This is a genomic window from Mycolicibacterium neoaurum ATCC 25795 (assembly GCF_000691525.1).
Taxonomy (GTDB): domain Bacteria; phylum Actinomycetota; class Actinomycetes; order Mycobacteriales; family Mycobacteriaceae; genus Mycobacterium; species Mycobacterium neoaurum.
This window is the reverse complement of the sequence record NZ_JMDW01000016.1, coordinates 67,712-92,094: the sequence shown is the minus strand read 5'-3', so window position 1 is coordinate 92,094 and position 24,383 is coordinate 67,712. Positions and strand designations below refer to the sequence as shown.

11 protein-coding genes are annotated in these 24,383 nt (G+C 67.1%); 6 read left to right on the top strand and 5 right to left on the bottom strand.

Annotated elements, in window-relative coordinates; all coding sequences use genetic code 11:
• Nucleotides 1-750, top strand: coding sequence for a succinate dehydrogenase/fumarate reductase iron-sulfur subunit (locus tag IC40_RS0122045; RefSeq protein WP_030136842.1), 750 nt, complete (start codon nt 1-3; stop codon nt 748-750).
• Between the two features lie 252 nt (nt 751-1,002).
• The gene (locus tag IC40_RS28065) at nt 1,003-1,164 is read left to right on the top strand and encodes a hypothetical protein (RefSeq protein WP_169740080.1); all 162 of its coding nucleotides are present in this window, start codon (nt 1,003-1,005) and stop codon (nt 1,162-1,164) included.
• Here the strand turns inward: IC40_RS28065 and IC40_RS0122035 are convergent.
• Nucleotides 1,161-1,643 (bottom strand): flavin reductase family protein, encoded by a 483-nt coding sequence (locus IC40_RS0122035; RefSeq protein ID WP_019511722.1) that lies wholly within the window; start codon nt 1,641-1,643, stop codon nt 1,161-1,163. The two genes, IC40_RS28065 and IC40_RS0122035, sit on opposite strands and share 4 nt — an antisense overlap.
• Nucleotides 1,644-1,857: 214 nt before the next feature.
• Here IC40_RS0122035 and IC40_RS0122025 point away from each other — a divergent pair, with 214 nt between their 5' ends.
• On the top strand, nt 1,858-3,570 hold the full coding sequence (locus tag IC40_RS0122025) for a fatty-acid--AMP ligase (RefSeq protein ID WP_030136841.1): 1,713 nt from the start codon (nt 1,858-1,860) through the stop codon (nt 3,568-3,570).
• A 9-nt stretch (nt 3,571-3,579) separates the two neighbouring features.
• The gene (locus IC40_RS0122020) at nt 3,580-4,215 is read left to right on the top strand and encodes a GAP family protein (RefSeq protein WP_030136840.1); all 636 of its coding nucleotides are present in this window, start codon (nt 3,580-3,582) and stop codon (nt 4,213-4,215) included.
• Between the two features lie 7 nt (nt 4,216-4,222).
• Here IC40_RS0122020 and pe read toward each other — a convergent pair whose 3' ends face one another.
• Genes pe through IC40_RS0122005 form a run of 3 tightly spaced genes read right to left on the bottom strand, consistent with a single transcriptional unit; the run spans nt 4,223 to nt 9,812 of the window.
• A complete protein-coding gene (gene pe / locus IC40_RS0122015; protein ID WP_030136839.1) occupies nt 4,223-5,377 on the bottom strand; it encodes an acyltransferase PE in 1,155 nt (384 codons plus the stop codon).
• Nucleotides 5,374-8,349, bottom strand: a complete 2,976-nt coding sequence (locus IC40_RS0122010) for an MMPL/RND family transporter (protein WP_030136838.1) — start codon at nt 8,347-8,349, stop codon at nt 5,374-5,376. Before IC40_RS0122010 ends, pe begins: the two co-directional genes overlap by 4 nt.
• A 41-nt stretch (nt 8,350-8,390) precedes the next feature.
• A complete protein-coding gene (locus IC40_RS0122005; protein ID WP_030136837.1) occupies nt 8,391-9,812 on the bottom strand; it encodes a condensation domain-containing protein in 1,422 nt (473 codons plus the stop codon).
• A gap of 304 nt (nt 9,813-10,116) precedes the next feature.
• Here IC40_RS0122005 and IC40_RS0122000 point away from each other — a divergent pair, with 304 nt between their 5' ends.
• On the top strand, nt 10,117-21,006 hold the full coding sequence (locus IC40_RS0122000) for a type I polyketide synthase (protein ID WP_030136836.1): 10,890 nt from the start codon (nt 10,117-10,119) through the stop codon (nt 21,004-21,006).
• A 197-nt stretch (nt 21,007-21,203) separates the two neighbouring features.
• Here the strand turns inward: IC40_RS0122000 and IC40_RS0121995 are convergent, their stop codons facing one another.
• Nucleotides 21,204-22,283, bottom strand: a complete 1,080-nt coding sequence (locus IC40_RS0121995; protein ID WP_030136835.1) for an NAD(P)H-dependent amine dehydrogenase family protein — start codon at nt 22,281-22,283, stop codon at nt 21,204-21,206.
• Between the two features lie 257 nt (nt 22,284-22,540).
• Between IC40_RS0121995 and IC40_RS0121990 the strand changes: the two genes are divergently transcribed.
• Complete coding sequence (locus tag IC40_RS0121990; RefSeq protein WP_030136834.1) at nt 22,541-24,376, top strand: acyl-CoA dehydrogenase; 1,836 nt, start codon at nt 22,541-22,543, stop codon at nt 24,374-24,376.
• Nucleotides 24,377-24,383: the final 7 nt, after the last annotated feature.

The following is a 24,383-nucleotide window of genomic DNA, read 5'->3' as shown; positions in this document are numbered from 1 at the left end:
ATGGCTGCTTACAACGCAAAGCTACGGGTATGGCGGGGCGACGAGTCAGGCGGTGACCTGCAGGACTACACCGTCGAGGTGAACGACGGCGAGGTGGTGCTCGACATCGTGCACCGGTTGCAGGCCACCCAGGCCGGCGACCTGGCCGTGCGGTGGAACTGCAAGGCGGGCAAGTGCGGGTCGTGTTCGGCGGAGATCAACGGCCGGCCGCGGCTGATGTGCATGACGCGCATGTCGACCTTCGACGAGAACGAGACCGTCACGATCACGCCGCTGCGGACCTTCCCGGTGATGCGTGATCTGGTCACCGACGTGTCCTTCAACTACGAGAAGGCGCGCCAGATCCCGTCGTTCACCCCGCCGAAGGATCTGCAGCCCGGCGAGTACCGGATGCAGCAGGAGGACGTGAACCGCAGCCAGGAGTTCCGCAAGTGCATCGAGTGCTTCCTATGCCAGAACGTCTGCCACGTGGTGCGTGATCACGAGGAGAACAAGGAGAACTTCGCCGGTCCGCGGTTCCACATGCGCATCGCCGAACTCGACATGCATCCCCTGGACACCGTCGACCGCCAGGAGATGGCGCAGGACGAGTTCGGGCTGGGTTACTGCAACATCACCAAGTGCTGCACCGAGGTATGCCCCGAGCACATCAAGATCACCGACAATGCGCTGATCCCGATGAAAGAGCGTGTGGCCGATCGCAAGTACGACCCGATCGTCTGGTTGGGCAACAAGCTCTTCAGACGCTAGATCCTGCCGCCGAGCGTGCACTCAGATCGAATTTCTGGCCCATTCCGCGATCTCACTGCACCGTCGCGGTGACGCCCCGGCCAACTCGTCGACTCTGCGCTCACGGCGGGAAAGTGTGAGTAACCCGCACCCTGGGCGCAGAGTCACCGTGAATGAACCACCGCGGCGCGATACCTGGGCGGCGCGCGATATGGGGCGTACGGTTGGTGACACAGACCACAACCGTCCGATCAGCGATGAGAAGGCAACCTCATGTCACATCGAGAAACGATCAGCGTCAACGATATTCGCACCGCCATCCGCGAGCTCTCGGTCCGCGCTCAGCTTGCCCGCAAGGAGGGCCGCTCCGGTGACGCCGCCGAGTTGGATAGGCGGATCAGCGGATACCGCGAGCAGTTGGCAGTCAGGCCCTAATTACCGAGCTTGCGGAAAGTACTGCGATGGAACACGATCGGCGGCACGTCGTGGACGACGATATCGCTGACCTGTAGCACGACGATGGTGTGATCCCCGGCGGGTACTTCCTGGGTGATCGTGCTCTCCAGCCACACGCTGGTGCCGTGCACGAACACCGCGCCGGTCTCGCGTGACTGCGTCTCCAGACCGGCAAAACGATCACCGGTCTTGGCCGCCAGCGTGCGCGCTGCCGCGTCATGCGACTCGCCGAGCACACTGATGCCCAACGACGGCAGATTCTTCAGTTTGGGCCACGTCTCCGAGGAGTTCTGCACGCAGAACGACACCAGCGGCGGGTCCAGGGACACCGGTACGAACGTGCTGGCCGCCAGGCCTATCCGCACGCCGTCGACCTCGGCGGCGATGGCGATGACGCCGGTCGGGAAATGCCCGAATGCCTCACGCAGCGAGGCCGGGCTCAGTTCAGTGTCACTCATAACACTTCCATCTTCACATGTAACGGTGCGCCACGGCGTGGTCGGGGTGACCGCGCGAGGTGCCGCCGGGGTGATTGATGACCTCGATCGGCATGTCCGCACGCGACCGGAAATGCCACCTGCCGACACGACACCCCTTCATCTTGGCCCCGAGCCGCGCCAAGTGCCATGGTCACGCTCAGGCTGACCACAACCTTTGAGTAGCCTGACCCCCATGCCCAACGCGTCCATCCTGACCGTGCTGCGGGACCGCGCTGGTGACACACCTGACGGCCTTGCCTTCACCTTCACCGATTACGACCGTGATCCCGACGGTGTGCCCGAAACGCTGACCTGGGGTCAGCTCTACCGCCGCACCCGCAATCTGGCCGAGGAAATCAGTCAACACGGCGCACCCGGGGAACGCGCGCTGATCATCGCGCCCCAGGGCCTGCCGTACATCGTTGCGTTCCTGGGCGCCATGCAGGCCGGGTTCATCGCCGTACCGCTCTCGGCGCCGGTCCCCGGGTCACACGACGAGCGCACCAGCGCAGTTGTCGCCGACACCCAACCGGCGGTGGTGCTGACGACGGCCGCACTCTCGGATATCGCGACCCAGTACGTCGACGACGGGGCGGCGATGACCGCGGTGGTGTCGGTGGACACCCTGGATCTCGACGGCCGTGAGCCCACCGATACCGCGGACATCCCCGACGGCCCGGACATCGCGTATCTGCAGTACACCTCGGGGTCCACCCGCGCCCCGGCCGGGGTGATGATCAGCCACGACAATCTGGTCGCGAACTTCGATCAACTGATGCCCGATTACCTGCCCCAGTTCGGCGGCGTGTTCCCGCCGCACAGTGCGCTGGTGTCCTGGTTGCCCTTCTATCACGATATGGGCCTCATGCTGGGCGTGGCGGCCCCGATCCTGGCCGGCACCCAGGCCGATCTGATGAGCCCCATCGCGTTCCTGACCCGCCCGGTGCGTTGGCTGCAGGCCATGGCGCGACATTCCCATGTCGTAACCGGCGGACCCAACTTCGCGCTGGACCTCGCCGCCCGGCGCAGCACCGAAGCCGAGACCGAGGGCCTGGACCTTTCCGGTGTCCTCAGCATCATCTGCGGTGCCGAGCGGGTGCACCCGCCGACGGTCGCCCGGTTCACCGATCGGTTCGGCCCGTTGGGTTTCCCGCCGGAAGCGTTGATGCCGTCCTACGGTCTGGCCGAGGCGACGGTGTTCGTCGCCAGCGGTAGCCGTGGGCGGGCGCCGGAGGCCGTGGAATTCGACACCGATCAGCTGGCGCAGGGGCACGCGGTCCGCGCATCGGGCGGCACACCGCTGCTGCGCTACGGCCTGCCGGAATCCTCCCCCCTGGTCCTGATCGTCGACGCCGAGACCGGCACACCATGCCCGCACGGCACCGTCGGCGAGATCTGGACGCACGGCGCGAACGTGTCCGCCGGGTACTGGCGCAAGCCCGACCAGACCGGAACCGGTTTCGGCGCAACGCTTGTCGACGGCCCCACCGATACACCGGCGACGGATTGGCTGCGCACGGGGGACCGCGGATTCATCTCCGAGGGCGAACTGTTCATCGTCGGCCGCATCAAGGACATGCTCATCGTGCGCGGCCGCAACCACTACTCCGATGATATCGAGGCCACGGTGTCGGATCTGACCCGCGGTCGGGTGGCGGCGATCGCGGTGGCCGACGAACAGGCCGAGAAACTGGTCACCGTGGTCGAGCTGAAGAATCGCGATCAAGACCTCGATGAGCTGAAAAGCACCCTGACTGCCGCAATTTCACGCGCGCACGGTCTGCAGGTTGCCGATATCGTGTTGGTCGAGCCTGGCTCGATCCCGACCACCACCAGCGGCAAGATCCGCCGCTCGGCGTGTGTCCAGCTGTACCGACAGGGGCAGATCGTCCGGTTGGACGCGTAGCGCGACCCGATGTGGATCACCCTCCTGGTCATGGCTGTCGCGGTCAGCCTGGAGCCCTTCCGCGTCGGCATGTCGGTGGTGATGCTGAATCGACCACGCCCGCAACTACAGTTGGCCGCCTTCTTGACAGGCGGCTTCTCCATGGGCCTCATCGTCGGTGCGGTGGTGCTGCTGGTGTTGGATGCCCACCTGCCGGACTCCGCCCGGTTCACGCTGCCCAAGGTTCAGATCGTCATCGGGGTTGGCGCGCTGCTGGTCGCCGCGATCATCGCCGCCACCAAGGGCAAGCCGCGCACCCCGCCGGACTGGGTGCGTCGGGCCCTGGACGGGCGCTCCCTGTGGGTGGCGGGTGCGGCGGGCCTGGGGATCGCGCTGCCCTCGGTGGACTATCTGGCCGCCCTTGCCGTCATCGGTGCCGCCGACGTGAGCGTCGGAACCCAACTGGCCGCCCTGCTGGTGTTCAACACCGTGGCCTTCGCGCTGGTCGAAATCCCGCTGATCGCTTACGTTCTGGTACCTGAGCGCACCAGGGCCACGCTCGCCGGGTTCAACGACTGGCTGCGGTCGCAGGGCAGGCGCGCGGTGGCGGCACTGGTCGCAGTGGTGGGCCTGGTGCTGCTGGCGGTGGGGTTCGCCGGTCTGTAGCTGAGCGCTAGGGCTTGGGCGGCGGCTGGTTGTTCAGGACGTACTGCAGCCCGGCCATCAACTGCGATACCGGATCGGCCCCGCCACCGAATGCGGCCTGGGTGGCCGGCGCGGTGACCTCGGCCGGGTCGTACCCGTTCACCGGATCGACGGTGATCGGCGCCGTCGCCGGATTGTCGTTGCGGGTGTAACCGGCATCGACATAGGGCTGCAGGACCTTGTCCAGCTCGATCAGGGTCTTCTGGTCGACGCCGAGATACTTGAACGGCAACACCAGCGGCAGGTGCTCCTCGGGGATCATGTATGTCGTCGTGCGCGCCCCGCGCGAGTTCACCGTGGTACGGATGTTTTGCGGCGGAACCATTTTCGGGTTGGTGAAGGCGACGGCGGTGTGGCCGGTCGCCAGACCGACGATGGCGTTGGCCACCGAGATCCAGTTGTCCGAGCGTTGCGGCCAGTCGGCGATGCTGTCGTAGGCCGAGACGAACAGGTGGGTGTCGTACTGGCTCTCCACCTCGGGCGGCATCCGATAATCCAGTGACGGCACGACGCTGCCCACCGGGAAGTTCTGGCTCAGGAAGCTCTCACCGAAAGCGTGCTTGCCGACCGGGTTTCCATAGGTCGCGAACGCCAGCTGGTCCGGCGGCGGGGCGGTCGGGTCGTTGGCCAGCCTGATCTTGACGTCCTCAAGGACGGAGGCGCCCTCGGACAGGCCGATCGCCATGCCCGGGCCACCCTGGCGGATGGCGTTGACGAGGTTGGGTCCGCCGACATCGATGGACTCGCCGTAGCTCGGGCCGTCGATGCCCAGACCGGGGAACTGATCGTCCAGTCGCCCGATGCCGGGGAACAACCGCTCCAGGGTGTGGCCCTGGACCTGGCCGGCCGGGTAGTCGACGATCTGGCGCTTCAGGCCGGGGAACCACTCTGCGCCGGTGCGCATGATGTATTCGTCGTAGGGGATGCCGAGCACATGAGCACCGCCGAGCGCGTAGCCGCGACCCTCGATGGTGCGGGCGTTACCTGGACCTGCGGGGCCGGGCACCGCAGGGCTGGGAGCGGGCGGCGGCGGGGGTGGCTCGGCGGCCGCAATCCCGGCGGCCGACGGACCCGTCGCCGCGATCGTCAGAAGGGCGGTGGTCGCCGCGAGAAGTCTCCTCATGCGTTACCGCTCCCTCGTGCCGTGAGTCGAGATGGCCACCAGTTCGCCCGGCCGACCAACGTGGCCATGGCAGGCACGGTGACGGTCCGGACCAGGAAGGTGTCCAGCAGAATGCCGATGCCGATGACGAACCCGCCCTGCACCACAGTACCGATGCTGGAGAACAGCAGGCCCCACATCGACGCGGCGAAGATCAGACCGGCAGCGGTGATGACACCACCGGTCGAGCTGAGGGTGCGGATGATGCCGAATCTGCCCGCCGGGGCCTCGTCGCGCATCCGGGACACCAGCAGCAGGTTGTAGTCGGCTCCGACCGCCACCAACACCACGAACGCCAGTGGCGGCACCGACCAGTGCAGCTGCTGATCGAGGATCACCTGGAACAGCAGCACGCCGAGTCCCAGTGCGGCGAAGTACGAGATCACCACGGAACCAACCAGATACAGCGGCGCGATCAGCGCGCGCAGGAGCAGCATGAGGATGATCAGCACGACGATCACGGTGACGACCACGATGTAGCGGATGTCGCTCTGGTAGTAGTCACGGGTGTCGGCCAGTGCCACCGGGTATCCGCCCATCGACACCGAGGCGTCCGACAGCTCGGTGTTCGGCAGGGCCCCGCGCGCGGCGTCCTCGATGACCTTGACCTGATCCATCGCGGCCGGGCTGAACGGGTCGAGCTTGGTGAACACCAGATAGCGCGCCGTATGACCGTCTGGCGACACGTAGGCCTTGGTGGCCGCCTTGAAATCCTCCAGCTGCAGGACCTCGGGCGGGATGTTGAACCCCGACATGGCCGGTGAGTTGGCATTCTCCGCCATGGTCAGCAGGAAGGCCGCGGCCTGGTCCAGCCCTGAGCGCATCAGCTGGATCTGGTCGACGATCTGGTCCACGCCGTCGGCAACCTGCCTGCTGCCGCTGGCCGAACGCTCGGCACCCTGCTGCAGCTGGGCCAGCGTCGCTTCGGCGCCGGCCGGGCTGTCCAGGCCCATCGCCTGCATGGCCTTGGTCAACCGGGTGAATGCGGTGCCGACCTGTTGCAGTGCGGCGTTGAGGGACTGGCGGTCCTGCAACGACTCCAACTGGCCGGCCAGATCCTCGATCTCGTCCAACGTGCCATCGTTGCGTGCCGCGGCCAGCCGGGAGAGGTGGATGCGGGTCTGGCTGCACGAGACATCCAGATCGCAGACCACGTTGCCGTGCAGGGCTGCCAACACCGGAGGCACCCAGGCGAACATGTCCCTGGTCGCCATCAGGTTGACGCCCATGGAGTTGCCGAGTCGGTTGATGCTGGCCACCAGCTTGGCCGCCACATCGACGTTCTTGACCAGTTTGTCGCCACCGTACTGACCGCGCAGGGCGGCGAACGCGTCGACCATCTGCTTGAGACTGCCTGCGATATCGGTGATCTGCCCGCGGACATCGCCGAGGCTGCCTGCCAGGGTGTTCGCCCCACTGGAGAGCCGGTTGAGGTCCTTAGAGCCGTCGCTGATCATCTTGGCGCCATCGGCGAGCCGGGTACCGACGATGCCGGCCTGATAAGTGGCCCGGAACTCCGGCGGTACCGACCCCAACGGTCGGGTGATACCGGTGACCATCTGGATATCGGGCAATTGGGTGATGCGCTCGGCGAGCTGCTCCAGATCCGCCAACGCGGCCGGGTTGCGCAAGTCCTTGTCAGAGTGGATCAGCACATAGGACGGGATCGACTGGTTGATGTCGAAGTGCTTCTCCAGCGCCGCGTAGCCCAGCGAACTCGGCTCCGAATCGGCCACGGACTTGCGGTCGTCATAGTTGAAGGTGGCGAAACCGGACAGCCCGGCCAGCAGGAGCAGCACCAGCAGGCTGCCCACCAGATGAGTCCACGGCCGCCGCACGATGCGCGTTCCCGAACGGCGCCACAACCGCGAGGTCAACTCCTTGCGGGGCGCGATCCAGCCCCGTGGGCCCACGAGTGTCAGCAACGCGGGAAGCAGCGTCATCGCGGCCAGATAGGCCACGAAGACACCGACGGCCGAGGACACGCCGACAGTCGAGAAGATGCCCATCTCGGCGAAGCTGATCGCCAGGAAGGTCAGGCCGACGGTGGCCGCCGAGGCCGTGATGACCTTGCCGACCGAACCGAGGGCCGCGCGGACCGCGTCGGTCGAGTCCTCACCCTTGCGTACGAAATCGTGATAGCGACTGATCAGGAAGACGGCGTAATCGGTGCCTGCGCCGAAGATGATCGCGCTGAGCAGGATCATCGCCTGGTTGGACACCCCGAGACCGGTCAGTTCGGACAGCCCGGCCACCGAGGACTGGGCGATCAGCAACGACATACCGATCCCGGCCAGTGGCAGCAGCATCGTCACCGGGTTGCGGTAGACGATGAGCAGCACCAGCAGCACCAGCACGGCGATGGCGATCTCGATGGGCAGCCGGTCGTTCTCGCCTGCGACGGTCAGATCCGCCACGGTCGCGGCCGGCCCCGCCAGGTGTACCTCCAGCGGGCCGCCCGCGGTGGTCTGCTCGATGAGGTCGGAGACCTGCTCGAACGACCGATACGACTGCGGGGTGCCCAGCGCTCCGGCCAAACCGACCGGCAGCACCCAGGACTTGTTGTCCTTGCTGGTCAAAGTCGAACGCAGAGCGGGTGTTCCGATGAATTCCTGCAGCATCACGACGTTGGCCTGGTCATCGCGCAGCGCGTCGACCAACTTGCGATACGTCGCCTCGTGCTCGGGACCGAGACCATCCTCGTCGGTCAGCACGACCAACAGCAGGTCGTCGGTGCCCGGCTCCTGGAATGCCTCCTCCATCTGGCGGGCGGCGATATTCGACGGCGCGTCACCCGGCAGCATGGACAGCGGATTGCGCTGCGCCATCTCGTTGAGACTCGGGACGGCCAGTGGCAATGCCACCGCAAGCGCCACCCAGATACCGATGACGGCCAGCGGCCACCGCACCACAAAACCGGCTAACCGACGCACACGTCCCCCACTACTGCCCCTCACCGAACCGGCACACCGGCTTAACCAAAACGACCCCAGTCACCGGTCTCCGCCACCTGCTCGATCACCGATTTCATCGTCGCGATGTACCGGGTGACCGACTTCTGGGCGACCTCGTTGTCCGGGAACATCACCGCCATCGCGGTGCCCGCGTCGTAGCGGAACACATACACGGTCAACTGATAGGAGAACCGGCCGTCGGAATAGATGCCGATGTTGTTCGAGTAGCCCATCTCGGCCGCCGCAAGAACGGCGTTCAGGGGCGCGGCACCACCGTGCAGGAAGTTCGACACCGGGAAGTTCGGTCGCGGATTGTCCAACCAGGGCGCCAGTTCAAGCACCCGGTAATACGGGACACGGGCCAGCTCGAGACCCCTATCGAAGGAGGTCTGTGCCGACCACGCGGCCTCGGCGAACGTCGTCGCGGCGATCGGCACGGTCAACGGCACCAGACCGGTGAACCAGCCCTGCGTCATGAAGTTGTCCGAGGTCCGCCGGGTGTCGCGCGGTGTCAGACCGTAATACGTTGCCGCACCGGTCAGCTCATGTTCGACCATGGCGGTACAGGCGTACAGGCCACCGACGAACCGGACACCGGCGGCGACGCAGGCGGCGTCGAAACGGGCGGTCTGCTCGGCATCGAGCAGCATCTCCCCGACCATATCGGCGATCGTCGGCACCGACGGATCGCCCAGCGGCAGCGGGAACTCCGGCATGCTGTTGTTGTTGTTCTCGGCGAACTCGATCCAGGCGCGGACTTCGGGCGAGTCGACGGTCAGCGCGGCGGTACGTTCGCGTTCCTGTACGCAGAAGTCGTCGAAGTGACCGGCTTCTGGCAACGGCATGGGCTGACCCGTGGTGGTCAGCGAGGTGTACATGCCGTGCGCCTCGAGCATGGTGATACCGATCAGGGCGGCGTCCCCGTGGACATGGTCGATGCTGGCGTAGAAATCGAAATGATCCTCGCTCTGCACGATCCCGAACGAGAAGCACCCCCATTCCAGCGGCGACGGGATGTCCACGATGTGTTTGCGGGCGTCCTCGGTGGTGATCTCGCCGTGGACGACGGGTTCGAACTCGATATCGGCCGGGTCGGTGATGGTGTGGCGCACGATGTCGCCGGACCCGTCATAGGAGAACCAACTGCGGTAGGTGTCGTGCCTGCGCAGATAGGAGTTCAGGGCGTGGTTCATCGCGTCGATATCGCAGATGCCCGGGACCTCGCAGGTGGCGATGATCTGCCGGGAGTAGTCCAGCCCCTTGGCGGCCTGCTCGTAGACACCCCGGATGTGCTGGCCCTGCATATAGCTGACCGGGACCGTGCTGACCGGCGCCTGGCGGGCCTTTGCCATCGCCGCGCTGGTCGGATGCCAGGACGTCACGACACCTGGGGCCGGCGTCCAATCATCGATCGTTCCGATCGTGATCTTCCCGATGTGCAACCTGGTCCCTCCGGGGTCTTTGCGTCGACGGTCAGCGGATGGGCAAAACCGAAGGCGACTTCACGATAGCGGCTGTCGGCACGCGGGGCCGCCCGGCAGGGGCCCTCGACGGCGGTCATGAAACCGCGTGCGATAGCACGGTACATGCAATACTGACCGCCGAGTAAGGTACCGGCGGTGAATGCCGGCAGATGAGCGGCAGTGATCGTTGCACAGGCAACCACGGCCACTGCGCGGGGTCTGGATCCTGGCACCCATATCTCATCATCCACAGTTCATCAGACCGAAGCGGGGAGTACACCTGATGGCCGAGATCGAGCACGCCGAGCCGACGCGATTCGCGATCATCGGCTACGCCGCCCGACTGCCCGGAGCGACCGATGCATCCGCGTATTGGGACGTCCTGCGCAGCGGCCGTGACGCGGTATCCCCGATCCCCGAGGACCGCTGGGACATCGACGAGTTCTTCGATGCCGACCCAGGGGCGCCCGGCAAGGTCGTCACCCGGCGCGCGGGTTTCGTCGACGACGTGACCGGGTTCGACGCACCGTTCTTCGGCGTGTCCGCCCGCGAGGCCCGCCTGATGGACCCGCAGCACCGGCTGCTGCTGGAGACCTCTTGGCGCGCGGTCGAGCATTCGGGCACCGCGCCAACGGCATTGGCCAACACCAAGACCGGCGTGTTCGTCGGGCTGTCCACGCACGACTACCTGGCCATGGCCTCCTCGGAACTGAACTATCCCGAGGTCGAGGCGTACCTGGCCATCGGCACCTCGGGCGCGGCCGGCGCCGGGCGGATCAGCTACCGGCTCGGTCTGCACGGCCCGGCCGTCACCGTCGACACCGCCTGCAGTTCTTCCCTGGTGGCCATCCACCAGGCCTGCCAGGCACTCCAATTGGGCGAGTGCGATATGGCGTTGGCCGGCGGCGCGAACGTGCTGTTGAGCCCGGCCACCATGATCACCTTCTCGCAATCACGCATGCTCGCACCGGACGGCAAGTGCAAGACGTTCGACGCGGCGGCCGACGGATATGTCCGTGGCGAGGGATGCGGCGTCATCGTGATCAAGCGTCTTGAGGACGCGGTGCGCGACGGTGACCGGATCCGGGCCGTGATCCGCGGTAGCGCGGTCAATCAGGACGGTGCCTCGGGCGGCCTGACCGTTCCCAACGGCGTCGCCCAGCAACGCGTCATCTCCGAGGCGCTGCACCGCGCCGGTGTGGCCCCCGGGGATATCGATTACCTGGAGGCGCACGGCACCGGCACGTCCCTCGGCGATCCCATCGAGGTCCAGGCCGCCGCAGCCGCTCTCGGCAAGGATCGCGATCAGCCGCTGCTCATCGGCTCGGCCAAGACCAACATCGGCCACCTGGAGGCCGCCGCCGGTATCGCCGGGGTGCTCAAGGTGGTCTTGGCGCTGGAGAACCAGGAGCTACCCAAGCACCTGAACTTCCAGCACCCGTCTCCGCACATCCCATGGGATCGCATCCCGGTCCGCGTCGTCGAGGAGGCGACCACCTGGCAGCGCTCGGACCGGCCGCGTCTGGCCGGCGTCAGCTCGTTCGGGTTCTCAGGCACCAACGCCCACGTCATCCTCGAGGAAGCGCCCGAAACCGTGCCGGCCAAGGTCGCCGCCGGCGATGACCGGCGGTTCATGGTGCTGCCGCTGTCGGCGCGCACACCCGCCGCACTGGTGCAGGCCGCCGAGGAGTACCGCACCTGGCTCGGCGAGCATCCCGAGGCCACCCTGGCCGATGTCTGCCTGACCGCCGGTGCCGCCCGGGCTCACCTCGAGCACCGGGCCGCACTGGTGGTCAACTCGTTGGAGTCGGCGCGCGACCTGCTCGGCGCGTTGGCCGACGACCGCCCCGCACCGGGTCTGGTACGCGGTGACTGTGTCGACGCACCCAAGACCGCCTGGTTGTTCCCGGGCCAGGGCAGCCAGTACGCCGGAATGGCACGACAGCTCTTCGAGACCGAGCCGGTCTTCGCCGACACCTTGACCCGCTGCGCGGATGCACTCGACATCCCGTTGCTCGATCTGATCTTCGACGCCCCCGAGGGTGACGCGACCATCCGATTGACGCAGTACGCCCAGCCCGCGATCTTCGCGGTCGAGATGGGCCTGGCCAGGCTGTGGGAATCCTGGGGCCTGGAACCCGATATCGTGCTCGGCCACAGTGTCGGCCAGTATTCGGCGGCCTGTGTCGCCGGCGTCTTCAGCATGGAGGACGGCATCCGACTGCTCGCCGAACGCGGCCGACTCTTCGGTGAGCTGCCCGCCGGCGGCCGGATGGCGGCCATCTTCGCCGATCCCGATCGGGTCGAGCGACTCGTGGACGAGTATCCGAGCTTGTCGGTGGCCGCCTACAATGGCGCGAACACCGTGTTGTCCGGTCCTGCAACGGATCTGGAGAAGGCAATCGCCGGATTGGCCGATACCGGGGTACGTTGCGACTGGCTGGACACCAGCCACGCCTTCCACTCCGCGCTGCTGGACCCGGCGCTGGATGCTTTCGAGACGTTTGCCAATCAGTTCGAATACAAGGCGCCCCAACGTATTCTGGTGTGCAACCGCACGGGGGCCGCGCTCGGCCGAACCGCCAAGCTCGACGGCGCCTACTGGCGTAGGCACGCCAGGCAGCCGGTCGAATTCGCCAAGAGCGTGGCGACATTGGCCGAATTGGGATGCGCGGTGCTGCTCGAGGTCGGCCCGCAACCGGTGCTGACGGCCGCCGCCATGCGCGCCTGGCCGGATCCGGCCCACACACCGCGGGCGATCGCCTCGATGCGTCAGAACGGCGCCGATCATCGTCAGGTCATCGACGCATTGGCTCAGACCTACGTCGCCGGACACGTTCCCGATTTCGATGCCGTGGTACACCGGCCGGCACTCAAGCTCGATCTGCCCACCTATCCGTTCCAGCACCGCCAGTACTGGTTCAAGGACAAGCAGGCCGACAAGGGGCGGACGGGTTGGACCGATGACGCGCCGCGCACCGAAGCCGTTCGATTGCTCGAAGACGGCCGCATCGCCGAACTGGCCGCGCTGCTCGACGGCTCCGATGCCAATCAGGCAACCATCGATGCCCTGAGCAAGCTTGCCGCACAGCACAATCGACAACGCGATGCGCAATCGATCGCAGACGCCCGTTACGAGATCCGGTGGCAGCAGGGCGCGGCCGGTTCCGCGTCCACTTCGGATGCCGCCTGGGTGCTCATCGGCGACGACACGGCAGCCATCGGCGGTCTGGTCGATGCCGTGGCGGCCCAGGGCCACCGCCACCGGCTGCTGACGCTGCCGGTCTCCGATGCCGACGAGCAACGCCTGGTGACCGATCTGGCCGCGGCGGTGCAGGAGGAACCCGACGTGCGCATCCTGCATGTCGCCGCCCTGGACTCCCACACCACCCCGTCGATGCAGACCCTGCTGCGGATGCAGCACCGCGTCCTGGACGGAACCCAGCGGTTGTTCCGTGCGGCGGCCACCGCCGGCGTCCGCGCACCCATCTGGACCGTCTCACGGCAGGCACAGCGGGTCGCCGAGGTCGACAAGGTGGCACCCGAGCAGACCCTGCTCTGGGGATTCGGCCGCGCAGTCGCCCTGGAATACCCCCAGGTGTGGGGTGGGCTCGCCGATGTGAGCGGCGATGCCCAGGAGTGGGCGGAACTGGTCCGCCAGATTCCCGGCCTGCCCCGCGGTGAGGACCAGATCGTTCTCCGCGGTCGCCAGGTCTGGGTTCCGCGGCTGGTCCGGCGCACCGGTCAGCCAAACCCGAAGCCGCTGGAATTGCGTTCCGAGGCAACGTATCTGATCACCGGTGGGTTGGGCTCACTCGGTCTGGAGATCGCCGCGCACCTCGCCGCGCACGGCGCCAGGCAGCTGGTGCTGACCAGCCGGCGCTCCCCGAACGAGGCAGCGCAGAAGCGCATCGCTGATATCACCGCCACGCACGGTTGTGCCGTACGTGTGATGACCGCCGATGTCGCCAACCCGCACGACATCGCCCACCTGATCGCGACGGTGCGAGCCGAGTTGCCGGCACTCGCGGGCATCGTGCACGCCGCCGGCGAGAACAGCACGACACCGCTGGCCACCCTGGAGGCAGCCGAGTTGGATCGGGTGTTCGGCGGCAAGGTCTGGGGCGCTTGGTATCTGAGCGAAGCCGTCGAAGGTCTGCCGCTGGACTTCTTCGTCTCCACATCGTCGATCTCGTCGGTGTGGGGCAGCTACGGCCAGAGCGCCTACGGCGCGGCAAATGCCTTCCTCGACGGTCTGACCTGGCGACTGCGCGAGCAGGGCATCGCCGGTTACAGCGTGAATTTCGGCCCGTGGGCGGCCGGCATGGCCGACCCGCAGGCGCGCGCACAACTCGAACGCCGAGGGGTGCGGACCCTACCGCCGGCCGATGCGCTGGCCGGTCTGGCCGACGTATTGGTCGGTGCGAGCGTGCAATCCGTGCTCGCCCGCGTCGATTGGTCGAAGTTCCTGCCGGTGTACCTGCAGACCGGCTCGCGTGCGCTGCTGGCCGAGGTCGCCCGTGAGGTGCCCGAATCGGTGACCGCGCCTGCGCAAGCGTCGGGTGCCACCCCGCTGGTCGGTCAGCTCAGCACCGCACCGGTGCAGCAGCGCAAGAAGATCGTGCTGGAGTACCTGCGCAATGCGGTCGCCGAGGTGACCCAGGTCGATGCTGCCGATATTCGTGAGGAGGCCGGTTTCTTCGACCTCGGCATGGACTCACTGATGGCGGTCGAGCTGCGGCGCCGCCTGGAAGGGGCAGTGGGCCAAGAGCTTCCGGCGACGCTGGCGATGGATTACCCGCGCCTGTCCGACGTTGCCGACTACCTGCTCGGTGACGTCCTCAAGCTCAACGACCGGTCGGCTACCCGCACCGAGGCGCAGCCGGTCTCGCTGGCGTCGGCGGCCACCGACGAACCGATCGCGGTCATCGCGGTCGCCTGCCGGTTCCCAGGGGCACCGGACCCCGATGCGTACTGGGAGCTGCTCTCCGGCGGTGTCGACGCGATCCGGGAGATTCCCGAGGACCGGTTCGACGTCGACGAGTTCTACGACCCCGACCAGCAGACACCCGGCAAGATCTACACCCGCAACGGCGGATACCTCGACAGCGTCGACACCTTCGACCCCGAGTTCTTCGGTATCTCCCCCCGCGAAGCGATGTGGATCGACCCGCAGCAGCGGTTGATGCTCGAAATCGCCTGGGAGGGACTCGAACGCGCCGGATACGCGCCGTCCTCCCTGCGCGGCAGCCGAAGCGGCGTGTTCGTCGGCGTGGGCGCCAACGAGTACTCCCATCTGCTCTCGGGCGATTCGGTGGAGAACCTCGAGGCCCACTTCATCACCGGTAACGCGCTGAACGCCATTGCCGGCCGCGTCGCCTTCACCCTGGGCCTGGAGGGCCCGGCCATGGCAGTGGACACCGCCTGCAGTTCATCGCTGGTCGCCGTCCACCAGGCCGCCCAGGCCCTGCATTCCGGTGACTGCGATCTGGCCCTGGCCGGTGGGGTGAACGTCCTGCTCAGTCCGGCATCCATCGTCGCGGCATCGCAGGCCCGGATGCTGTCGCCGGACGGCCGCTGCAAGACCTTCGACGCCGCCGCCGACGGCTACGCCCGCAGTGAGGGCTGCGGCGTGCTGGTGCTCAAGCGACTCTCCGATGCCCAGCGCGACGGGGACCGGATCTGCGCGGTGATCCGCAGTAGCGCGGTCAACCAGGACGGTGCCTCCAGCGGGCTGACCGTCCCCAATGGTGGTGCCCAACAACGTCTCATCGCCTCGGCGCTGGATCGCGCCGGGCTCGGCGGTGGTGACGTGGACTACCTCGAGGCGCACGGCACCGGCACGCCACTCGGTGACCCGATCGAGGTGCAGGCTGCCGCGGCCGCGTACGGGCGCGGCCGTGACGCGCACCGTCCACTGCTGATCGGTACCGCCAAGACCAACATCGGGCACCTGGAATCCGCGGCGGGCGTCGCGGGCCTGATCAAGGTGGTGCTCTCGATGCAGCACGAGATGCTGCCGAAGACCTTGCATTTCAGCAATCCGTCACCGCACATCCCGTGGGACGCCCTCCCGGTCAAGGTCGTCGACGAGGCGACCCCATGGCATGCCAACGGTCGTCCGCGCCGCGCCGGGGTCAGCTCGTTCGGCTTCACCGGCACCAACGCCCACGTCCTGCTCGAAGAGGCACCGGCGACGCTGCCCGCCGAACAGCAGGTCGAGCCGGAGACCCCGGCCCGGGAAACGATGTCCGTGCTGCCGCTGTCGGCCCGGTCGGCGGCGGGGTTGACCGCGTTGGCACAGCAGTACGGGGGGTGGCTGGCCGCCAACCCCGATGCCGCGCTCGCCGATGTGGCCTTCACCGCAGGCGCGGGACGCTCGCACTTCGAGCATCGTGCCGCGGTGGTTGCCAGTAACACCGCCGAGGCCAAGATGCTGCTGGAAGACCTGGTGGCCAACCGGCTGCGACCGGGTGTGGTGCGTGGTGAGTGCACCGATCCCCCGACCACCGCCTGGTTCTTCCCGGGCCAGGGCAGCCAGTACCCCGGCATGGCTCGCGAACTCTTCGACACCGAACCGGTTTTCGCCGATACCGTGCGCAGTTGCGCGCAGGCCGTCGACGGGATCCTGCCGCAACCGCTACTCGAGGTCCTGTTCGGATCGGGCCGCGAGGCCGCCGAGACGCTCAAGCACACGTCGTTCGCGCAGCCGGCGATCTTCGCCGTCGAGATGGGCCTGGCCCGGCTGTGGCAGTCCTGGGGTATCGAGCCGGATGTTGTGCTCGGGCACAGCGTCGGTCAGTACGCGGCTGCCTGTGTCGCAGGGGTGTTCAGCCTCGAAGACGGTGCGCGGCTGATCGCCGAGCGCGGGCGACTGTTCGGCAGTCTGCCCGCAGGCGGCCGGATGGTGGCGGTATTCGCCGATCCGCAGTACGTCGAACGCGCCGCCGAAGCCTTCCCCCGGGTGTCCGTCGGGGCTTACAACGGCCGCAACACGGTGCTGTCGGGCCCTGGCGAGGACCTGGAGCAGATCGTCACCAATTGCAGTCAGGAGGGCGCGCGCTGCACCTGGTTGGAGACCAGCCACGCGTTCCACTCCGAGTTGCTGGATCCGGTTCTCGACGAGTTCGAGTCGTTCGCAGCGCAATTCGAGTATGCGGTGCCGTCTCGACCGTTGGTGTGCAACCGCACCGGTGCGGTTCTGAGCGCCGAGACCCCGATCGACGCGCTGTACTGGCGCCGGCATTCCCGCCAGCCGGTGCAGTTCACCGAGAGTGTGCGCACAGTGGCCGCGTTGGGCTGCACGGTGCTGATGGAGATCGGGCCGCAGCCGATCCTGACCGCGGCCGCCCTGCAGTCCTGGCCCGAGTCGGCGGCCACGCCGCGGACCATCGTGTCGCTGCGCAAGGGGGCCAACGCGCAGCGTCAGGTCGCCGATGCCCTGGCCACCGCCTACATCAGCGGCCACCGTCCGGATTTCTCGGCCCGATTCCACAGCCCGACACACCGACTCGAGCTGCCGACCTACCCGTTCCAGCGGCGCCGCTACTGGCCCAAGGCATCGGCGATCCTGAGTTCGGGTGGCACCGCCGCCTCGGGGATCCTCGGCAGCCCCAAGGATCTGGCGTCCGGGGACACCGTCTACAGCAATGTGTTCTCGGTGAAGACCCAGCCGTGGTTGGCCCATCACGTCATCTACGGGACCGTCGTGGTTCCGGGCGCCACCTATGCGTCGATGGCCCTGGCAGCCGCCGGTGCGCCGGCGCGGGTGAGCGATGTCTACTTCTACGAGCCGATCATCCTGCCGGACAAGGCGGCCCGTGAGGTGCAGCTGACCCTGCGCACGGTGGAGGACGGCTGGAAGTTCCAGGTGCACTCCCGGCCGTACGGGGTGCGGGAGGCCGAATGGTCGCTCAACGCCGACGGCACGTTGACCTCCGGTGTCGAGATAGATCAGCCGGACGACACGATCGCCGCGCCCGACGAGGCGATCGAGCACATGAACAGGACCCGTCCGCAGGAACTGTTCGACATCTTCAACGATCTCGAACTGGCCTGGGGCCCGACGTGGTCCAGTTCGCTGCGCTCGCTGTGGGTGGGTGACGGTGAAGCCATCGGCGATGTGTCCGTCGGCGATGAACTCGCCGAGCATCTCGGCAGCGAACCGATCCACCCCGTGTTGCTCGATCTGTGCACCGGTGTCGCGTTCCCGTCGTTCCCGGCCGTGCTGGCCGCCGAACAGGGCATCCATGATCTGTTCCTGCCGCTGCGATACGGGCAGGTGCAGCTGGCTGCCAAGATGCCGAGCCGGTTCTACTGCCGGGCTCGGTGGCATGAAGGTCCGCTCAACAGCGAAACACTGGTGTTCGACCTGGATTTCGTCGACCGTGACGGTCGCGTCCTTGGTGGTATCCGCGAGTTCACCGTCAAGCGCGCACCGCGTGAAGCGTTGCTGCGCGGCCTCGGTGGTGACTCGACCCGGTTGCTCTACACCCTCGGTTGGCATGAGGGCGCGGCACCGGAATCGGCCACCGAAGACACCGTGGGAACGTGGCTGATCGCCGGATTCGACGAGTTGGCCGCGCAACGGCCCGGTGCGGTCACCATCGATACGCCCACCGACCCGCAGGCCTGGCAGCAGGCCTTCGGCGGGGCCGCCGAGCGCGGGGCTGCCGTCACCGGGATCGTTTGGCGCAGCCGGACTTCAGCGCAATCCGATGAGACGACCGCGGAGCTGGCCGTCCGGCTTGAGGCCGAGGTGAGCGCATTGCTCGCGGCCACCCAGACGGCGCTGACCGAGCAGTCCAGCACCCTGGCGGGTGGTCTGTGGATCCTCACCGACGGCGCGGTAGCCACCGAACCCGGTGAGCCGGTCGATCCGGTGCAGTCCGCGCTCTGGGGATTCGGACGCACGTTGATCGCCGAGCAGCCGATGCTGCGGGTCCGGATGATCGACGGGGATCTCGCGGCGGACAGCTGGTTGCCCGCGGCGTTGGGCACCCCCGTCACCGAGCCGGAGATGGCCGTGCGGCAGGGCCGCTTCCTGGTGCCACGGCTGTTGCACTGGGCGCGTAACGGTTACCTGCCGATGCCGCGGTCGGAAGACTTCGTGCTCGCACCGACCGAGCGCGGGGCCATCGACAACCTGCGCCTGACCGAGAAGGACGTGACGGCACCCGAGCCCCACGAGGTGCAGGTCCGGATCGAGGCGGCCGGGCTGAACTTCCGTGACGTGCTCAACGTGCTCGGTCTGTACCCGGGAGATCCGGGGCCGATCGGTGGCGACCTGTGCGGCGTGATCACCGAGGTGGGCGAGGACGTCACCGAATTCGAGGTCGGGCAACGGGTGTTCGGCTCGATGCAGGGGGCCTTCTCCAGCCGGTTGAACGTGCCTGCGCAGCTATTGGCGACCGTGCCCGACGGCATCAGCTCGGTCGATGCCGCGACGATTCCCGCGGCGGCTCTGACGGTGCGGCTGGCCTTCGACTGGGCGCAGATCAAGCCGGGTGACAAGGTGCTCATCCACGCTGCCAGTGGTGGCGTGGGCCTGGCGGCGGTGCAGATGGCCCGCCAGCACGGTGCGACGGTGTTCGCCACCGCGAGCACCTACAAGCGGGCGACGTTGCGCGCCATGGGTGTCGAGTATGTGTACGACTCGCGCACCGTCGATTTCGCCGACCAGATCCTGGCCGACACCGATGGTGCCGGCGTGGACGTGGTGCTCAACAGCCTGACCAACGACGGTTTCATCGAGGCGACGGTCCGGGCGACGGCACTGGGCGGACGTTTCGCCGAGATCGCCAAGCGTGATATCTGGACCCCCGCCCAGATGGCCGCGGTGCGTCCGGATATCGACTACGAGATCATCGCGTTGGACGTGACGATGATGAGTGATCCCGACCACATCCAGCGTCTGATGTCCGAGGTCTCCGATGGTCTGGCCGATGGGGTGTGGACGCCGGTGCCCGCCGAGGTCTACCCGTTGACCGAGGCCAGGACCGCCTTCCGCCGCATGCAACAGGCTCGCCATATCGGCAAGATCGTCATCCAGATGCCCAAACCGCTGCAGCCCCAAGGCGATCGGACCTACCTGTTGACCGGCGGCCTGGGCGCGCTCGGTCTGCACACGGCTGGTTATCTCGCACAGCTCGGCGCCGGCGATATCGTGCTGACCAGTCGTCGCAGCCCCGATGCGGAGACCCAGCAGGCGATCGACGCCATCACCGAGCGCTATCACTGCCGGGTGCATGTCTTCTCGGCCGATATCGGCGACGAAGCCGAGGTGGCCGGGGTCCTGGAGCGCATTCGGCGGGAGCTGCCGCCGCTGGCCGGTGTCGCGCATCTGGCCGGTGTGCTCGATGATGCGCTGCTGCCGGATCAGAATCTGGACCGGTTCCGAACGACCTTGGGCCCCAAGGCGTACGGCGCCCACCATCTGCATCGACTCACTGCGGGCGAGGATCTGGATTTCTTCATCCTGTACTCCTCGGCCTCGGCGGTGCTCGGCTCGCCATCGCAGTCGAACTACGCGACCGCCAACGCACTGCTCGACGGGCTTGTCGCGCAGCGCCGGGCGGCCGGGTTACCGGCCACCGCGGTCAACTTCGGGCCGTGGGGCCATGGCGGCATGGCCAGCTCACAGGCCGCGGTGGCCAACTTGAGCGCCCAGGGCATGATGCCGCTGGAGCCGTCGGCCGCATTGGCCGCCCTCGGCGAGGCGATCCGGCACGGCGTCGGGCAGTCCACGGTGCTCAAGGCGAACTGGCAGCGGACCGCGAAGATGCTCGGCGGTATCCGTCCGCCGCTACTGGATCAGGTTCTGCCCAGCGGTGATTCGGCCGGTGGCGGCGACAGCGAGTTGCTCCGGCAGCTCCAGGAGCTTCCGGTGGCCGCGCGTGCGGGATTCGTCACCGAATTCCTGCAGCGCGAGGTGCAGGGCTTCCTGCGCCTGGCGCAGCCGCCGGCGGCCACCAGTCGATTCCTGGATCTGGGCACCGACTCGCTCATGGCGGTCGAGCTCCGCAACCGGTTGTTCGGGCAGTTCGGCGGCAAATTCGACATCAGCCCGACGGCGGTGTTCGACTATCCGACGATCGGTGAACTCGGTGAGCATCTGGTCTCGCAGCTGCCCGATGCCGACGCTCCTGCCGAGTCCGAGGCCAAAGCCGGCTGAGGTGCGGGCGCAGCGAGGTTCCGCTGGGGTGGACCGAGCCGAACCTCGCTGCGAGCCGTGATCTACCTGATTTCAGTCGGCACACCGGTCGTCCCGGCCCGGCTGCAACCAGGTAGGTAGGGCGACCAATTCACCTACCTCGGCGCAGCCACGACACCGGTTGTGGCGTTCTGGCTGAACTGGCGCACAGAACCCGGTCAGGCCCAGCGCACGGCCTCGGCCTCCGGTGCCAGCGCCGAGCGCAGCGGCACCTGCAGGCCGTCGTAGATCCCTGGCTTCTGTTCGGCCAGCCAGTTGATGGCTCCGAGTAGCCGGTTGGCCGCGGTGGTGTTGCCGCCATCGGCGCGGGTTCCACCGGGCACGTCGGCCCTGGTCGTGATGGTCAGCTGCGGGTCACCATCCACGATCACCCGGTGATCGCCGACGCCCTCGTCGGGTTGCGGCCATTCCGGTGCACAACTGGGATGGATCCGGGTGATGTGCTCGATGATGACCCGCCGCCTGCCCTGTGACCACCCGATCACCTTGAGGAAGAAGGCCCCCTGGGTCCCCTTCTCGAACGGTCCCATGACGGTGTCGACGGTCTGCTCCAGCGGCAGCCGTTCGACCTCCTCGGTGATCTCGTCGATCTCGATGCCCAGGCCGCGGCCGATCAACCGGACGTTGCCGCCCCACACCATCGTGGGGATGCTCGGCAGCAGCATCATCGGGGTGTCGTCCATCGAACCGCCGAAACCACAGGACACCTTCACGGCGAACGGCTGGTTGTAGGTCGAGTAGTCGAAGATCTCCTGGCAGGTGATCGTGTCGATACGGGTGCACAAGCTGGCCGCGGTCACCGCCAACGCATCATTACCCCAACCCGGATCGACACCGCTGACCAGCAGGGTGGCACCACCCTCCTCGGCGGCGGAGGTCAGCCGCTGCACCCACTCCGCCGGCGCCGAGACCGGATCGTAGAGCGAGTACAGCGACGGTGTGACGACGTGCTTCCCGGCCCGCAGGCACCGTTCGATATCGGTGATCGCCTCCTCGGGCCGGATATCACCGGAGGCCATGTAGGCGACCGCGTCGGCGTCGGCGAGCGCGGTGTCGACATCGGTGCTTGCCCGGATACCGGTGGGACCGGGCAGACCGGCGAACTCGGCGGCATCCCGGCCCGCCTTCTCGGCGCTGGAGGTGAGGACACCGGCCAGTTCCAGCCCCGGGAAGGCGACCGCCGAGCGGATCGCCGTCGAGCCCATGTTTCCCGTTCCCCATACCACCACACGCCTCATGCGCCTCACCTTAAAGGTTTGTTGGACGTCTCCGTGGCGAGCATCACATTTGACCTGAAATCGCAGTTCAGAGCAGGTCTCGGCGGCCGGGTACCGGCCCAATCAACCACCGGGTTGGTTCGCTGGCGACAATTTGCTCGTCACCCCTTTGAGATGTGGTTACCGAGCGGTATAGTTTGAGGCAGTTACTGGTGGGTAACTTAGCGCAGTCCGCACGAGAACCCAACCGACAGCTTCGATCTCACCGAGGAGAAACCGTGAGCCATTACAAGAGCAACGTCCGTGACCAGGTCTTTACCTTGTTCGATGTGCTCGGTCTCGACAAGGCGCTCGGCGAGGGCTCGTTCGCCGAGCTCGATGCCGACACCGCCCGCGAGATGATCAACGAGATGGCCCGGCTGGCCGAGGGCCCGATCGCCGAGTCGTTCGCCGACGGCGACCGCAACCCGCCGGTCTTCGATCCCGCCACCCACACGGTGAAGCTGCCCGAGTCCTTCAAGAAGTCGGTCAACGCGACCATCGAAGGTGGCTGGAACAAGGTCGCCCTCGACGAGGAGCTCGGCGGCATGCCCGCCCCCAAGGCTCTGCTGTGGGCCCTCAACGAGCACATCCTGGGCGCCAACCCGGCCGTGTGGATGTACGGCGGCGGCGCCGGCTTCGCGCAGATCTTCGCGCACAACGGCACCGAAGAGCAGAAGAAGTGGGCGGTCATCGCCGCGGAGAACAACTGGGGCGCCACCATGGTGCTGACCGAGCCCGACGCGGGTTCGGACGTCGGCGCCGGCCGTACCAAGGCCACCCAGCAGGAGGACGGCTCCTGGCACATCGACGGCGTGAAGCGCTTCATCACCTCCGCCGACGCCGATGACCTGTTCCCGAACATCGCGCACCTGGTCCTCGCCCGCCCCGAGGGCGCCGGCCCGGGAACCAAGGGTCTTTCGCTGTTCTTCGTACCCAAGTTCCTCTTCGACTTCGAAACCGGTGAGCTCGGCGAGCGCAACGGTGTGTTCGTCACCAACGTCGAGCACAAGATGGGCCTGAAGGTCTCGGCCACCTGTGAGCTGACCTTCGGTCAGCACGGCGTTCCGGCCAAGGGCTGGCTCGTCGGCGAGGTGCACAACGGCATCGCGCAGATGTTCGACGTCATCGAGCAGGCCCGGATGATGGTGGGCACCAAGGCGATCGCCACCCTGTCGACCGGCTACCTGAATGCTCTGGAGTACGCCAAGGAGCGTGTGCAGGGCGCCGACCTGACCCAGATGACCGACAAGACCGCGCCGCGCGTGACGATCACCCATCACCCGGACGTGCGTCGTTCGCTGATGACCCAGAAGGCCTACGCCGAGGGCATGCGCGCGCTGTACATGTACACCGCCACCTTCCAGGACGCCGAGGTCGCCAAGGCACTGCACGATGTGGACGCCGACCTGGCCGTGCGGGTCAACGACCTGCTGCTGCCGGTGGTCAAGGGCTTCGGTTCGGAGACCGCGTACCGGTACCTGACCGAGTCGCTGCAGACCCTGGGCGGTTCGGGCTTCCTGCAGGACTACCCGATCGAGCAGTACATCCGCGACGCCAAGATCGACTCCCTGTACGAAGGCACCACCGCCATCCAGGCGCAGGACTTCTTCTTCCGCAAGATCGTCCGCGACAAGGGACAGGCCCTGGCCTACGTCTCCGGCCAGATCGACACCTTCGTCAAGAACGAGACCGGCAACGGCCGCCTCAAGGCCGAGCGTGCACTGCTGGCCACCGCCCTGGAGGACGTGCAGGGCATGGCCGCCACGCTGACCGGCTACCTGATGGCCTCGCAGGAGGACCAGAGCGCCATCTACAAGGTGGGTCTGGGCTCGGTGCGCTTCCTGATGAGCGTCGGCGATCTGATCATCGGCTGGCTGCTGCAGCGCGAGGCCGCCGTCGCGATCGAGAAGCTCGACGAGGGCGCCACCGGTGCGGACAAGGCGTTCTACGAGGGCAAGATCGCGGCCGCGTCGTTCTTCGCCAAGAACTTCCTGCCGCTGCTGACCAGCACCCGCACGGTGCTCGACGCACTCGACAACGAAGTGATGGAGCTGGACGAAGCGTCCTTCTGATTCACCT

Excerpts from the sequence above, each read along its gene's own strand:
- IC40_RS0122045 (WP_030136842.1), top strand. The coding sequence starts at position 1 with ATGGCTGCTTACAACGCAAAGCTACGGGTATGGCGGGGCGACGAGTCA.
- IC40_RS28065 (WP_169740080.1), top strand. The coding sequence starts at position 1,003 with ATGTCACATCGAGAAACGATCAGCGTCAACGATATTCGCACCGCCATC.
- IC40_RS0122035 (WP_019511722.1), bottom strand. The coding sequence starts at position 1,643 with ATGAGTGACACTGAACTGAGCCCGGCCTCGCTGCGTGAGGCATTCGGG.
- IC40_RS0122025 (WP_030136841.1), top strand. The coding sequence starts at position 1,858 with ATGCCCAACGCGTCCATCCTGACCGTGCTGCGGGACCGCGCTGGTGAC.
- IC40_RS0122020 (WP_030136840.1), top strand. The coding sequence starts at position 3,580 with ATGTGGATCACCCTCCTGGTCATGGCTGTCGCGGTCAGCCTGGAGCCC.
- pe (WP_030136839.1), bottom strand. The coding sequence starts at position 5,377 with ATGAGGAGACTTCTCGCGGCGACCACCGCCCTTCTGACGATCGCGGCG.
- IC40_RS0122000 (WP_030136836.1), top strand. The coding sequence starts at position 10,117 with ATGGCCGAGATCGAGCACGCCGAGCCGACGCGATTCGCGATCATCGGC.
- IC40_RS0121995 (WP_030136835.1), bottom strand. The coding sequence starts at position 22,283 with ATGAGGCGTGTGGTGGTATGGGGAACGGGAAACATGGGCTCGACGGCG.